We start from the raw sequence: 14978 nt of genomic DNA, 5'->3' as shown, positions 1-14978 counted from the left end.
TGCGAAATTATTCCGCCGCCTCAATCCGAACCTCGGAACTCGGTGCTGACGCCTGACCGTTGATGATCAGCTTGCCGTCTTCCGCTGTCACCTTCACATGGCTGCCATCGAGGATGGAGCCTTCCAGGATCTGGTTGGCCAGCGGATTCTGCAGCGAGCGCTGGATTACTCTTTTCAGCGGCCGGGCGCCATAGACCGGGTCGTAACCCGTGTCGGCGAGCCAGCGCAGGGCTGCCTCGTCAAGGTCGATGGTGATCTTGCGGTCTTCCAGCAGCTTGCGCAGCCGCTCCAGCTGGATATCGACGATATGCGTCATGTTCGCGCGGTCGAGCCGTGAGAACAGCAGCGTTTCGTCCAGCCGGTTCAGGAATTCCGGCCGGAACGCCCGGCGCACGACTTCCATCACCTGCTCCCGCACCGCGTCGACCGTCTCGCCCTCTCCCTGGGCCGAAAGGAACTCGGAGCCGAGGTTCGAGGTCAGGATGATCAGCGTGTTGCGGAAATCGACCGTGCGGCCCTGACCGTCCGTCAGGCGGCCATCGTCGAGTACCTGAAGCAGCACGTTGAAGACATCCGGGTGCGCTTTCTCGATCTCGTCGAACAGCACGACCTGATAGGGCCGGCGCCGCACGGCTTCGGTCAGCACACCGCCTTCGTCATAGCCGACATAGCCCGGAGGCGCCCCGATCAGACGGCTGACCGAGTGTTTCTCCATGAATTCGGACATGTCGAGCCGGACCATGGCCTGCTCGTCATCGAACAGGAATTCCGCAAGCGCCTTGGTCAGTTCCGTCTTGCCGACACCGGTCGGGCCGAGGAACAGGAAGGAGCCGATCGGACGGTTCGGGTCCTGCAATCCGGCACGTGCCCGGCGCACGGCGTTGGAGACAGCGGAGACCGCTTCGTCCTGGCCGATCACCCGCGCATGCAGGTTTGCTTCCATCTGCAGCAGCTTCTCGCGCTCGCCTTCCAGCATCTTGTCGACGGGAATACCGGTCCAGCGGGAGACCACGGAAGCGATGTCGCGGTCCGTCACCTCTTCCATGACCATCTTTTCAGCGGATGCATTCTCGGCCTGGCCGATGGTGGCTTCCAGATCCGGGATCACGCCATACATCAGCTCGCCGGCTTTCTCGAAATTGCCCTGCCGCTTCGCGTTCTCGAGTTCGACTCGGGCCTTGTCCAGCTTCTCCTGCATCTTCTGGACGCCGACCACGACTTCCTTCTCGGACTGCCAGCGTTCGGTCAGCTCGGAGGAAGTTTTCTCAAGCGCCGCCAGCTCGCCCTCGAGTTTCGAGAGGCGATCCTTGGAGGCCTTGTCGGCTTCCTTTTTCAGGGCTTCCTGCTCGATCTTGAGCTGGATGATCTTGCGGTCGAGCTCGTCGATCTTCTCCGGCTTGGAATCCACTTCCATCCGCCGACGGGATGCCGCCTCGTCCATCAGGTCTATGGCCTTGTCCGGCAGGAACCGGTCGGTGATGTAGCGGTTGGAGAGGTTCGCGGCAGAGACCAGCGCGCTGTCGGTGATCCGCACGCCGTGGTGCAGCTCATACTTCTCCTTCAGGCCGCGCAGGATCGAGATGGCGTCGATCACGTTCGGCTCTTCCACGAAGACCGGCTGGAAGCGCCGGGCCAGCGCCGCGTCCTTTTCGATATGCTTGCGATACTCATCCAGCGTGGTGGCGCCGACACAATGCAGCTCACCCCGGGCGAGGGCCGGTTTCAGCATGTTGGAGGCATCCATCGCGCCTTCCGCCGCACCGGCACCGACCAGCGTGTGCAACTCGTCGATAAAGAGAACGATGTCGCCTTCCGAGTGGGAGACCTCCTGCAGCACGGCTTTCAGCCGCTCCTCGAACTCGCCACGAAACTTGGCGCCGGCGATCAGCGCACCGAGGTCGAGCGTCAGCAGGCGTTTTTGCTTCAGCGGCTCCGGCACGTCGCCATTCACGATGCGCTGGGCCAGACCCTCGATGATGGCGGTCTTGCCGACACCGGGCTCGCCGATCAGCACCGGGTTGTTCTTGGTTCGGCGGGACAGCACCTGGATGGTCCGGCGGATTTCCTCGTCCCGGCCGATCACAGGATCGAGTTTTCCGGAGCGAGCCGCCTCGGTCATGTCCTGGGTGTATTTGTCCAGTGCCTCATAGGAGTTTTCGGCCGTTGCGCTGTCGGCCTTGCGGCCCTTGCGGACGTCATTGATGGTCTGGTTCAGGGCCTGCGCCGTGAGGCCCGCATCCTTCAGAATGCGCGCAGCCGCCGTGCCTTCCGCCATGGTGATGGCGAGCAGCAGCCGCTCCACCGTGATGAAGCTGTCACCGGCCTTTTCGGCGACTTCCTGCGCCTGTGTCAGCAGCCGGGCTGTTTCGGGGGCGAGATAAACCTGCCCCGCGCCGCTGCCCTCGACCGTCGGCAGCTTGCCGAGTTCGGCCTCGACCGCGAGGCGGGCCGCTTTGGCATCGCCGCCCGACGCGTCGATAAGCTTGGCGCACATGCCTTCCTTATCGTCGAGCAGGACTTTCAGCAGATGTTCCGGGGTCAGGCGTTGATGGCCTGCGCCGGTTGCGTAAGTCTGCGCCGATTGAATAAAGCCGCGCAGGCGCTCCGAGAGTTTTTCGAAATCCACGGTCGTCTCCTTCGTACCGCAAGGTTGCCGATACAGCTCCGTGTGCCCCAATATGGCGGCACGTGAGCCTCTTTCCGGAATGCACGGACGATCATTACAGCATCGCCGATTGCGTTCCGTCTTGGAAGGGGCCCGGACCCGATTGTGGCATCCGGAACCCACATCCCAGATATGGGGAGTGGGCGGGGTATCGCAAGTGGTTGGAATGCAAGTTGACAGGCTTTCGAAGCCATTTATTGTGCGGTGCAGTATGGGAAAAATCAGTGCGATATACAGGTTCCCGGTCAAGGGTATGACCGGAGAATCCTTGGAGAGCGTTCCGCTGGAAGCGGGGCGCATGCTCCCGAGCGACCGTCGTTTCGGCATTCTGCACGGCGCGGCAGCGCGGCGTGCGGAGGCCGGAGACCGGGATTGGAAGGCGAAAGCCAATTTCCTGCAGCTGGCCCAGGCCGAAAAGCTTGCTCAACTGGAAGCGCGGTTTGACGATGAGAGCGAGATTCTGCAGATCTGGCGCAAGGGCCGGAACGTCGCCAGCGGCAAGCTGACCGACGTCAATGGACGGACGGTGCTGGAGCAGTTCTTCGCCGCCTTCATGACGAAGGAAAGCCGGGGCCAGCCGCGCATTGTCGAAAGTGGCGATCAGCCCTATTCCGACGTGAAGGTTCCCTTCGTCTCGATCATCAATCTGGAAAGTGTCCGCGATCTCGAACGCGTTGTCGGCCAGCCGGTCGATCCGCTGCGGTTCCGGGGCAATCTCCTGATTGAGGGCGTGCCGGCCTGGGAAGAATTCACCTGGGTTGGAAAGACGGTGAAAATCGGCGCGGCCGAAATCCGCGTTGCCGAAAGGATCGGCCGTTGCCCGGCGACCAATGTCGATCCGGCCACGGCCCAGCGCGATCTGACGATCCCGAGGGACCTGCAGAACGGGTTCGGCCATACCGATTGCGGCATCTATGTCGATGTGACCGGCAGCGGCACGATCAGTGTCGGTGACGGGATCACGGTTCTCTAGACCACCTGACTGACCAAGAAAGCGGTGTATTCTGGTGGTGGATCACCTGAGTTTGCGGAATTTGACAACCGGGGATGCGGTGAAAGTCGCCGACCTCACGGTGCAGCTCGGATATGAGCTGGAGCCGGAAGAGGCCGTCACCCGTATTGCGGCGGTTCTCGGCACACCCGGCCACCGCGCTTTCGGTGCATTCGCCGGAGATGTCCTGCTCGGATATCTGCATTGCTATCGGGCGGTCACGATCGACAGGGGCGTGATGTTGCGTGTGCAGGCGCTTGTCGTGGATGAGCAGGCGCGGGGCAGCGGGGCCGGGCGGCAGCTCATGGCCGAGGCGGAAAAGCTGGCCCGTGAGCTTGGCTGTTCCAGCATTACCCTGTCATCGAATGAGCGCCGGACCGGTGCCCATGCCTTTTACGAGCGCATCGGGTATGAGCGCTCGTCACGCTCCTATCTCTTCACAAAGCAGATCCAGGGGCAGACCTGACGTCTCTGCATTAAAAAACCGGCCGTCATTTCTGACGACCGGTTTTCAATAGCGATTGATGGTCCGCCGGCCAATGTTGCGGGATCAGTCCTCACCGGCGAGCGGAAGGGCCTGCTCCACCGGCTCCACGACCTTGCGCGGACGGCCACGGCGCCGAACCGGCTTTGCTTCCGGCTCTTCACTGCTGGCGGCAGTTTGCTCGGGCGCGGCTTTCGGCGCACCACTTTCGCTGGCGCCAAGCATTGCCCTGAGTGCGACATCGTTATCCGCTGCCGGGGCGGCGGCCTCCTGCGACGCTGCCGGGCGGCGGCGGCGCGGTTGACGGGGAGGACGATCCTGCTGGGGCTGCTCGGCAGACGGTTCGGTCTGCTCGGCCGCTTCCGCATCCTGTCGACGCTCGCTGCGCGTTTTTCGGGATGGAGCATCGCCTTCGTCTGATTGCGATTGCGCCTGGGGGGCAGAGGGCTGGGTTGACTGACTGTCCCTGGAACCATGACTGCCCGATTCAAAATCATCGTCGCCGCGCGACGGTTGATCCTGATTCTGGCCGTTGTCCTGCTGGGAGGTATTCCGGCGCGCCTCGTTCTCTTCGTTATAGGCGCTGTAGATGCGGAAATAGTGATCCGCGTGCTGGAATAAGCTCTCGGCATGAACCCGGTCACCGGCAGTCGAGGCATCACGCGCGAGGGTCAGGTATTTTTCATACACCTGATGCGCATTGCCACGGATCCGGATATCGGGGCCGTTGCTGTCAAAGGTTTGGTTCCTGTTGGGGACATTCGGGCGACGATTATTATTGTTACCGCCGCGGCCCCGCCCACGCTTCTGATGTGGACCCTGTCTCATGGTTGATTACTTTGCCGTTTTTAAAGGGCGCCACGTATGGCCCCGTGCCAAAACACCGATCCACACCGCGTGTGTGATCGAAACATCCGGAGCAATCGGTCGAGCTCTGCCCAAGCCGATGCTTACGTCTCATAACCAGGATGGTTTCCTGCAACAGACATGCCCCCTCCGGCATCCATTGCATACAGGGGAGAATACCGGTTTGGGCGCGGCATTCCAAGTTCTAATTCCCCCGCCGCTGCGTGCCGCCAGGAGGGGGATAGGCTATGTCCGGCGCACCATGATGCAGCGCTCGATGCCCGCCAGATCCTTTCGAAAGCCTTCCACGATAAGGCCCGATTTTTCCATGATATGGAAAATATCCGGTCCCTGGCCTTCTCCAAATTCGAGCACTGCGAGACCGTCTTCACCGAGTAGGGAAGGCAGGCATTCCGCGATGTTACGATAGGCGTCAAGCCCATCCGGACCACCGTCCAGCGCTTGCATCGGGTCGTGTGACTTTACTTCTGGTTGCAGGGCCGCAATGTCGGTTGTGGGAATATATGGCGGGTTGGAAAGCACGATATCGAATGGTCCGTTCACATTGTCCGCCCACCGGGAAAGGATCATTCGTGCGCGAGAGGAAAGACATAGTTTCTCTGCGTTTTGGCGGGCAACTTCGATGCAATCCGGATTGATGTCCACGCCGATGCCTTCCGCATGCGGGAATTCGGAGAGGGCGGCCAGCAGGAGGCAGCCGGTTCCGGTACCCAGATCGAGGATGCGATAGGCCCTGTTACGGTCCTGACGCAGCTCCAGGAGGGTGTCGATCACGGTCTCGCTGTCCGGACGCGGGTCGAGGGTCGCGGGGGACAGTGCGAATTCAAGACTCCAGAACTCGCGGGTTCCAAGAATGCGGGATACCGGCTCCCCGCCGATCCGGCGTGCCAGGAATGCGGCATAGCGGCTGCGTTCCTCCGGCGTAACCGGCTCCTCTTCCCGGCCATGCAGCCGCCCTTCCGCACCGAGCGCGTGCGCGAGCAGAAGTCTGGCATCAAGCCGGGGATTGTCGTTGCCCTCCGCCGTCAGGCGGCGCGTTGCGGCCTGCAGTAAATCACCGACCGTTGCCGCTTCTTCGGGTTGCTCCGGTGTCATCAGCTCATCGAGGCGAGGCGGGCGGCCTCGTCTTCAGCCGTCAGGGCGTCGACCAACTCGTCCAGGGCTTCTCCGGCAATCACCTTCTCGATCTTGTAGAGCGTCAGGTTGATGCGGTGATCGGACACCCGGCCTTGCGGGAAGTTATAGGTCCGGATGCGCTCCGAACGGTCCCCGCTGCCGATCTGGTCCTTGCGGTCCGCTGCCCGCTCGCTGGCGAGACGTTGGCGCTCATGGTCGTAAAGTCGGGCGCGCAGGATTTTCATCGCCTTGGCCCGGTTCTTGTGCTGCGATTTCTCGTCCTGCTGGGAGACTACGATACCGGAAGGCAGGTGAGTGATGCGCACCGCGCTTTCAGTGGTGTTGACGTGCTGGCCGCCGGCGCCGCTAGCCCGGAACACATCGACCCGGAGATCTTTGTCCTCAATGTTCAGATCGACATCCTCTGCTTCCGGCAGCACGGCGACGGTGGCGGCGGAGGTATGAATGCGTCCGCCTGATTCCGTCACCGGCACCCGCTGGACCCGATGCACGCCGGACTCGAACTTGAGCCGGGCAAAGACCGAACGGCCGGTGATCTCGGCGGTCGCTTCCTTGTAGCCGCCGATATCGTTTTCGGAGACTTCCATGACCTCGAACTTCCAGCCCTTCAGAGCGGCATAGCGCTGATACATGCCGAACAGGTCGCTGGCGAACAGCGCCGCTTCGTCTCCGCCGGTGCCGGCCCGGACTTCGAGAATGGCGTTCTTCTCGTCCGCTTCGTCCTTTGGCAGCAGCAGGATCTGGACTTCGTGCTCAAGCGCCGGCAGTGCCTTTTCCAGCCGCTGTATTTCCTCACCGGCCATGTCCGCCATGTCGGGATCTTCCAGCAACTCGCGGGCCTCGGACAGCTCGCGGCGCATGTCGTTCAGCTCCACCACCTTCTGGGCGATCGGTGCCAGTTCCGACAGTTCTTTTGACAGCCTGGCTATGTCCGAGCTGTCCCCGGAGGCCAGAATGGCTTCCAGTTCCTTGTGACGGGCCAGCACGCGTTCCAGATTTGCCTGCAAGCTCACAGGTCGTCTCCTTGTTCTTGGTCGAGACCGAACAGTTCCTCCAGTGTGGAGAGTGTCCGGTCGTCCAGATTGTCCGTTGCCGCCAGGCGCCGGAGATGTTCCGACGGGCCATGCATGATGCGCTTCAGCAGCAAGCGGGTCGCGTCTTCAGCGGAAAGGTTCGGCTGCTCCGCATGCAGAATGTCGCGCATGCCTTCGAGATGCGCCCGCAGCCGCGCGATGGAGGGAGCGGCGATGCGTCCGCTCTGATCCGAAAGGAACCGGGCGACGGCGGCATCGACCATCTCGCGGGCTGCTTCCGCTTCGGCGCGCCGGGCGTTTTTTCCTTCCGTCGCCGACCGTTCGAGATCTTCCAGGTCGAACAGGAAAGCCTCGTCGACCCTGTTGACCGCCGGATCGATATCGCAGGGTATCGAGAGGTCGACCAGAAAGATCGGCCGGTAGCGGCGCTTCACCAGTGCCCGTCCGATCATGTCCTCGGTCAGCTGGGTACGGCCTTCTCCGACGGCGGAGATGACGATATCGGCATCGACGAGCGCATCCGCAAGTGTGTCCATGGTGCCATGGTGAGCCCCGATGGATTTGGCCGTTGCTTCGGCGCGCCGGCCAATGCGGTCAAGCACCGTGACCGGTGTGCCGTGAGTGTTGTGGAGCTGTTCCGCCAGAATGAGGCCAAGCTCGCCGGTGCCGAGCAGCACCGCGCGGGTCCGTTCCAGCGCGCCATGCACGTCCCGGGCGACGGAAAGAGCGGCGGCGGCAATGGAAACCGGCCCCTCTGCGATACGGGTTTCCCGGCGCACCTGGCGGGCGGCTTCGAAGGCGGCGCTCATGGTCGCATCGAGCAATGGACCCGAGGATTTCCGGTTGCGGGCCAGCCGGTGTCCCGCCCGCATCTGGCCGAGGATCTGCGGCTCGCCGATGACCTGGCTGTCGAGCGAGGCGGCGACACGGAACAGATGGCTCACCGCATCCCCGCCGACATGGCGGTACAGCAACGGCTCCAGCAGGGCCGGGTCGAGATCGACCGGGGCGCAGAGAATCTTCGCGATGATGCTGCGGGCTTCTTCCGGGTTCGGGAAAATACCGGCGACTTCCACCCGGTCGCAGGTCGAGAGCGGCATGGCTTCCTCGACACCGAACACCCGGAGAGAGCGGAGCACGACCGGCAACTCCTCGTCGGCGACAAAAAGCTGCTCGCGGATCGCGTCGGGACAGGTCCGGTGGTTGACGCCGACGACGGCGAAACGGTGCAGGTCCTGAAAAAGCGGGGAAGCGGAGCGGTCCGCCAACGCGCGCCTCGCTAGGCCTCGGCGCCGAGATGGTCCCCGATCTTGTCCAGAGCGACTTCGACTTGTGCGCCTGTATCCAGGTCGCGGATCGTCGCTACGCCCTTTTCGAGTTCCGTCTCGCCGATAATGACGGCGTGGCTGGCATTGAGTTTGTTGGCCCGTTTCATGCGCTTTCCGAGATTGCCCGAATAGCCCATTTCGACAGAGTGGCCCGCCTTGCGCAAGTCGTGCGCGAGCTTGATCGCCGCGATGGTGGCATCCTCGCCGACCGGGATCAGGGAAAGCGGCCGTGCCGGGATGGCGGGGGCGTCGATCATCATGGCGATGCGCTCGATCCCGGCGGCCCAGCCGACGCCCGGCGTGGACGGACCACCCATGGTCTCGACCAGTCCGTCATAGCGTCCGCCGCCCATGACGGTGCCTTGCGCGCCGAGCCGGTCGGTGACGAATTCATAGGCGGTGTGGCAGTAGTAATCGAGGCCGCGCACCAGCCGGTCGTTCTGCTGATAGGGAATGCCGACCGCGTCGAGCCCGGCCTTGACCGTGCCGTAGAAATCTTCCGAGGCCGCATTGAGATAATCGCCGAAGGAAGGGGCGTCCGCGACGATCTTGCGGTCGCCTTCGTCCTTGCTGTCGAGGATGCGCAGCGGGTTGCTGTCCAGCCGGCGCAGGCTGTCTTCGGACAGACCGTCCTTGTACCCCATCAGATACTCGACCAGCGCGCCGCGATAGGCCTGGCGGCTTTCCGTGTCGCCGAGGGTGTTCAGTTGCAGCACGATGCCATCGAAGATGCCGAGCGCGTCGAGTATATCGGCGCCGACCGTGATCACTTCGATATCGGCCTGCGGCGTCGGTACGCCGATCAGCTCGACGCCGATCTGGTGGAACTGACGCTGGCGGCCCTTCTGCGGGCGCTCATAGCGGAACATCGGGCCCTGATAGAACAGCTTCAGCGGCAGATCCTGGGTCAGGCCGCCGGAAATGAAGGCGCGCGCCACGCCCGCCGTGCCTTCCGGACGCAGGGTGATGCTTTCATCGCCCCGGTCGGTGAAGCTGTACATCTCTTTCGACACCACGTCCGAGGTCTCGCCGAGAGTCCGGGCGAAGACTTCGGTGAATTCGAAGATCGGGGTCTGGATTTCGCTGAAACCGTAGCGCCCGGCGGTGGCAAGGGCCGTCTCGATTACATGGCGATGCCGTCGCGCGTCCTCGCCGAGGAGGTCGTGGGTGCCGCGAACGGGCTGCAACTTTGCCATGACTGGGTCCTTTCAAACGTCCCCGAAGCCGACAGAATGCCGGGGAGGTTCGGTTTATGCCGCGTTTCCGTCCCGGATTCAAACGGATGCGGTGATTTTGCGGTGGTTGGAAAATCTACAGGGGTCAGGAAGCCGCCGGAGACACCATGCGGGCCGGGTTTTCGTCCGCTTCGGCCAGCTCCTTCTCGATCTCCGCCGCCTTTTCCTCGACGAGAGAGACCAGATGGTCAACGACATTGCCGTCCTTCAGGCGATGGTGCGGCAGGCCGGCCATATAGACCTGATGGGTGCCCTTGCCGCCGCCGGTGAAACCGATATCGGTCTCGCGCGCTTCGCCCGGGCCGTTCACGATGCAGCCGATCACCGAAAGGGTCATCGGTGTGGTGATATGGGCCAGCCGCTCTTCCAGAACCTCGACGGTCTTGATCACGTCGAACTGCTGGCGGGCGCAGGACGGGCAGGAAATCACGTTCACGCCGCGATGACGCAGGTTGAGCGATTTCAGGATGTCGAAACCGACCTTCACCTCGTCCACCGGATCGGAAGAGAGGGAGACCCGGATGGTGTCGCCGATGCCGCTCCAGAGCAGCATGCCCATGCCGATGGAGGATTTCACCGAGCCGATGCGGAATCCGCCAGCCTCCGTGATGCCGAGATGCAGCGGATAATCGCAGGCGTCGGCCAGCCCCTGATAGGCGGCGACGGCAAGGAAGACGTCCGACGCCTTCACGCTGATCTTGGTCTCGTGGAAGTCGTTATCCTCGAGAATTTTCAGATGATCGAGTGCCGACTCGACCATCGCTTCCGGGCAGGGCTCGCCATATTTTTCCAGCAGATGCTTCTCGAGGCTGCCCGCATTGACGCCGACCCGGATGGAGCAGCCGTAATCCTTGGCGGCCTTGACCACCTCGCGAACCCGTTCGGCATTGCCGATATTGCCGGGATTGATCCGCAGGCAGGCGGCCCCGGCCTTGGCGGCCTCGATCGCGCGTTTGTAGTGAAAATGGATATCCGCGACGATCGGCACCGGGCTGGCCTTGCAGATTTCCGGCATGGCCGCCGTCGAGGCCTCATCCGGGCAGGAGACGCGCACAATATCGGCCCCGGCATCGGCGCAAGCCTGGATCTGGGCGATGGTCGACTTCGCGTCCGCCGTCAGGGTGTTCGTCATGGTCTGCACCGTGATCGGTGCATCGCCGCCGACCGGCACATTGCCGACGAAGATTTGACGGGACTTGCGTCTGAAGATGTCGCGGTAGGGCCGCACGCTCATGGGATTGATCCGCTCGCTGTACTCGCCACTGCGAGATGGCGTTTCGGGTCTTATAAAGCAAGCAGGCGCCGCGGGTAAACGGCGCCTTTGTGAAGAATCCTGCCGGCAGGGTTGCGTCAGTGGTCAGTCGGCGACCGTATAGGTCAGCAGACTTTCGTCCAGCGGGATGTTCCGGGCGATTTTGCCGAACGGTCCAAGACTTGGTGCCTGGGCGCCATTCACCGAAATTTTCAGGGCGCCGGCATTCCCGGTAAAGAGCTTCAGGCCGGTACGAACAGGCACTTTATATTCCTCACCCTTGCGCAGAATGCGGGTCAAAAGTGGCGTTGCATCGGTGCCCCGGACCTGGACCCAGCTATCGTCTGTCGCGCTGATCACGATCAGAGGTCCGGTGCTGGAGGCGGTAGAAACGGATTGCGGCCTGGTATCGAGTGCAGCCGCTTCCGCCTCGGCCACGGACCGTCCGGTCGATGCGGCTTCCGGGCGGGGCATATCGGGTACGTCCGGAATATCGGCCGCTTCCGGTGCGGGCGCAGGAGCGGATGCCGGTACGCTGGCGATCTGTTCTGCCGCCGGGGGCGCTTCGGACACGGCCGCTTCGGGCGCGGTCACGGGCGCTGGCGTCGTCTCGGTGCTGCTCGCCACGACTGCGTTGCTGCCTGACGGGGCTGCCGGAATCTCGGTCGCGGCGCTTGTCGCTACAGCCGTTTCGGCTGCGGCAACCACCGTTTCCGGGGCGCTTGCCGTGTCGGGTGTGTTGGCCTGAAGAGCCGGGTCGGCTGCCGGTTTCGGCGCCGTGTCATCACTTGTGGTCTGCGCGGCCTGACCGGTGGAGGAAGCCTCCGTGCTGGAGGCCGGTGCCCGGAGTGTGGGGGCGGGTGTGGCGGCACTTGCCATCGGCTGCAGTGTGGCCGGTGCGGTTTCCGCCGCCGCGGGCGAGTCAATTGCCGGCTCTTCCAGCAGGAAGGCCAGGCGATCCGGGATTTTCGGCGTCAGATCGGAGACCGATGTTTCCGAGGTCGAGAAATAATACCAGCCGCCATAGCTGAGCGCCGCGAGAAGGACGCCGACGAATACCAGGGCGCCGCCGGGCACTTTTCCCTCGGGCGCGGGTGACGGGAATGAAAGCTGTGTCGGTTCCTGCAGCTTCTTGGCTTCGGCCTTGAAGTCTGTGATCAGCGTGGCTGCGTCAAGCTCCAGGAGCTGCGCATAGCTGCGGACATACCCGATGGCATAGGTCAGGCCGGGAAGTTTGTCGAAGTCCCCGTTTTCCAGCGCATCAAGGTAGCTGCGCTGAATGCGCAGTTGCTGGGCGATGTCCTGAAGAGTGAGATCTCTTTCGATACGATGCCGCTGCAGCATCTCGCCCACGGTCGAGCCGTATTCAGCCTGCGAGAGCTGGATCTGTTCGGCAGGTGCCGGAGGGGCCGTTTTGACGGCGATACTGGGCGATGCAACAGCTTTCACCGCCGCTACGCGGGGTGTAGTGGTTGCCGTCTTTGACTGTGCGGCATCTTCGATATGCCGGAGTCTTAACTTCGCTTTTGCGCTCATATCATCCACGACCTAATTGCCCGCGAATATTGCGTCTGTTTGGCTACACAATTTTTGCAGTAATTATTCCGAAAAATCTGACTGCGACACCATGGGGTAACCAAGCTTCAAAGCCAAGGTAGATTAAATTCTCTAATGAATCAATGATCTATTCGGATTTTTCGATCCGGAGACTCAGGTCGGGATCTGATGGTCGCGTGCGAATGCCTTCAAATGATCGGCGAGGCGGCCTTCCCGCGTTTCCAATAAATTAGTCATCAATACTTGCAAGTCATTGTAATTCAACGCTCTTATAGTTTCCTTGATTGGCCCGATCGAGGCGGCCGCCATGGACAGGCGATGGTAGCCGATCCCGACGAGCGCCATGGCTCCGATTCTGGAGCCAGCCATCTCTCCACATAAAGTCAATGGCTTATCGTGCTTTTTACAAGCATTGGATATATCTTTTAGCAATCGAAGGAACGGGACCGAGACGGCATCGTACCGATTGGTCACGCGCTGGTCTCCACGGTCGGCGGCAAAGAAGAACTGCTGTAGATCGTTGCTACCAACTGAAAGAAAGTCGACCCGGGACAAGATTTCGGGAAGTTGCCAGGCAAGAGACGGCACTTCAAGCATGCTGCCGAGACGTAATTTCGCGGGGAGTATTTCGCCAAGACGCACGGCGCGCTCGAGTTCCCGGTCGAGGATCGACCGGGCCACGTCGAACTCCGATACTGTGGAGACCATCGGGAACATCAGATCGACCGGAGCGCCGACCGAGGCTCTCAGAATCGCGCGGATCTGGTTGCGCAGGATGCTGGGGTGGTCGACGGATATCCGGATCGAGCGCCAGCCAAGGGCCGGGTTGTCCCCGGGATCATGGTCGAAGGCCTGGATATGCTTGTCGCCACCCGCATCCAGGGTGCGGAAGGTGACGGGACGGCCGTCAGCCGCATCGAGGACACGGCGATAGACATCCGTCTGTTGCGATACGTCGGGTATATCCCGCCGGACCATGAAGGGGATCTCGGTGCGGTAAAGCCCGATCCCCTCGGCGCCGGTGGCGTCGAGCTGCTGCAGGTCGAACATCAGGCCGACATTCAGCAACAGGCTTATATCGACGCCGTCCAGGGTCCGTGCCGGCAGGTCGCGCAGTGCCTGATAGCGTGCCTTGGTCTCGGCCCGGGCGCGCAGACCGGCATGGAAATATTCCTGCACGTCTTCGGTCGGCCGTAACAGGACCTGGCTGTTGTCCGCATCGATGATCAGGCGGTCGCCCGGATTGACCTCGCTCAGCAGGCCCGGAATGTTGCCGAGCACCGGGATATCCAGAGCGCGCGCGACGATGGCGACGTGCGCGGTGGCGGAGCCTTCCTCAAGAACGAGGCCGGCAAGGTTCGTCCGGTCATAATCGAGCAGTTCCGCCGGTCCCATGGAGCGGGCGACGACAATATAGGGCTGATCGTCGTCGATCGTTCCGGCGGCATCGCCATTGTCTTCTTCATCGGCAAGCTGGGCGAGCAGGCGGTTCGTCAGATCCTCGAAATCGGCGAGGCGTTCGCGCAGATAGGGGTTCTGGACCGAGCCAAGCCGGGCGCGCATGTCGGCGCGGGCGCGCTGGACCGAGGCCTCAGCGGTCAGACCGTTATCGATCGCGTCATTCATCCGTGTCAGCCAGCCACGGTCATGGGCGATCATCCGGAAGGTTTCGAGCACGTCGCGATGCTCTCCGGCTTCGGCAAGATCGGGGGCTGAAAGCAGTGTGTCGATGCGCGACCGCACATTCTGCATGGCGGTGTCGAGCCGTTCCTTTTCGATCGCCGGATTGTCGGCGACGACGCGGCGGATCGCGGTGCTCGGTCTGTGGAAATGCGCGGCGCCGATGCCGACGCCGGGCGCGACGGCCTGCCCGGCGAGACGGACGGGAGCATCATGCCTGTTTTCCTGCCCGTCGAGAACGCCGTTGGCGAGCAGCTCCGCCAGCACCATGGCGAAGGTTTCGAGTGTCTCGATCTCCTCGTCGGAATATTGCCGGCGGGAGCGGTTCTGCACCACCAGGACCCCGAGCACGCGGTCTGCGCGCATCACCGGCACACCGGCAAGGGACTGGTAGATCTCTTCGCCGGTTTCCGGGAAATAGGCGAACTTGGGATGGGACTGGGCGTCCGACAGGGCGAGCGACTGGGCCCGGGCGGCAATGTCTCCGACAAGACCCTCGCCAAAATGCATCAGCGTGCGGTGGACGGCGTCCTTGTTCAGGCCCTCGGTGGAGCACAGCTCCAGCAGGTTATCGGCGCGGCGGACATAGATCGAGCACACCTCGGCCGCCATATCCGCGCCGATGATCGAGGTGATACTGTCGAGACGTTCCTGCGGTGCACGCGTATCCGCCATCACATCGCGCAATCTGCGCAACATGGTGCGGGAGTTGCGGCCGAAGCCGTTTTGCTCGACCGCCGCCGTCATG

The 14978-nt window shown here is 62.5% G+C and carries 11 protein-coding genes; 2 read left to right on the top strand and 9 right to left on the bottom strand.

Annotated elements, in window-relative coordinates; translation table 11 throughout:
- Positions 1–7 precede the first annotated feature (7 nt).
- A complete protein-coding gene (gene clpB, locus AAC126_RS02225) occupies positions 8–2626 on the bottom strand; it encodes an ATP-dependent chaperone ClpB (protein ID WP_339849562.1) in 2619 nt (872 codons plus the stop codon).
- A gap of 52 nt (positions 2627–2678) precedes the next feature.
- On the opposite strand from clpB, the gene AAC126_RS02220 reads away from it, so the two are divergent.
- A complete protein-coding gene (locus tag AAC126_RS02220; RefSeq protein ID WP_339849559.1) occupies positions 2679–3638 on the top strand; it encodes an MOSC domain-containing protein in 960 nt (319 codons plus the stop codon).
- A gap of 52 nt (positions 3639–3690) precedes the next feature.
- Positions 3691–4122, top strand: coding sequence for a GNAT family N-acetyltransferase (locus AAC126_RS02215; protein ID WP_339849556.1), 432 nt, complete (start codon positions 3691–3693; stop codon positions 4120–4122).
- 84 nt (positions 4123–4206) lie between these two features.
- Here AAC126_RS02215 and AAC126_RS02210 read toward each other — a convergent pair whose 3' ends face one another.
- The 8 genes from AAC126_RS02210 to ptsP form a co-directional block, all read right to left on the bottom strand.
- Positions 4207–4968, bottom strand: coding sequence for a DUF4167 domain-containing protein (locus AAC126_RS02210; RefSeq protein ID WP_339849553.1), 762 nt, complete (start codon positions 4966–4968; stop codon positions 4207–4209).
- 264 nt (positions 4969–5232) lie between these two features.
- Positions 5233–6102 carry a peptide chain release factor N(5)-glutamine methyltransferase gene (prmC, locus tag AAC126_RS02205; RefSeq protein ID WP_339849551.1) on the bottom strand — a complete coding sequence of 290 codons (870 nt, stop codon included), beginning with the start codon at positions 6100–6102 and terminating at the stop codon, positions 5233–5235.
- Entirely contained in the window at positions 6102–7157 is a 1056-nt protein-coding gene (prfA, locus tag AAC126_RS02200) for a peptide chain release factor 1 (protein ID WP_339849549.1), read from the bottom strand. Before prfA ends, prmC begins: the two co-directional genes overlap by 1 nt.
- Positions 7154–8446: a glutamyl-tRNA reductase gene (gene hemA / locus AAC126_RS02195; RefSeq protein ID WP_339849547.1), complete on the bottom strand. Its 1293-nt coding sequence runs from the start codon at positions 8444–8446 to the stop codon at positions 7154–7156. The genes prfA and hemA overlap by 4 nt, the downstream gene beginning before the upstream one ends.
- An 11-nt stretch (positions 8447–8457) precedes the next feature.
- Positions 8458–9702: a histidine--tRNA ligase gene (gene hisS / locus AAC126_RS02190; protein WP_339849545.1), complete on the bottom strand. Its 1245-nt coding sequence runs from the start codon at positions 9700–9702 to the stop codon at positions 8458–8460.
- A 124-nt stretch (positions 9703–9826) separates the two neighbouring features.
- Positions 9827–10975, bottom strand: a complete 1149-nt coding sequence (gene ispG / locus AAC126_RS02185) for a flavodoxin-dependent (E)-4-hydroxy-3-methylbut-2-enyl-diphosphate synthase (protein WP_339849543.1) — start codon at positions 10973–10975, stop codon at positions 9827–9829.
- Between the two features lie 123 nt (positions 10976–11098).
- The gene (locus tag AAC126_RS02180) at positions 11099–12529 is read right to left on the bottom strand and encodes a RodZ domain-containing protein (RefSeq protein WP_339849541.1); all 1431 of its coding nucleotides are present in this window, start codon (positions 12527–12529) and stop codon (positions 11099–11101) included.
- A 174-nt stretch (positions 12530–12703) separates the two neighbouring features.
- On the bottom strand, positions 12704–14977 hold the full coding sequence (gene ptsP, locus AAC126_RS02175) for a phosphoenolpyruvate--protein phosphotransferase (RefSeq protein ID WP_339849539.1): 2274 nt from the start codon (positions 14975–14977) through the stop codon (positions 12704–12706).
- Between the last annotated feature and the right edge of the window lies 1 nt (position 14978).

The organism is uncultured Nisaea sp. (assembly GCF_963974195.1).
In the GTDB taxonomy this organism is placed as follows: Bacteria; Pseudomonadota; Alphaproteobacteria; order Thalassobaculales; family Thalassobaculaceae; genus Nisaea.
Note: the sequence above shows the minus strand (reverse complement) of the source record. Positions and strands in the feature narration are given on the sequence as shown.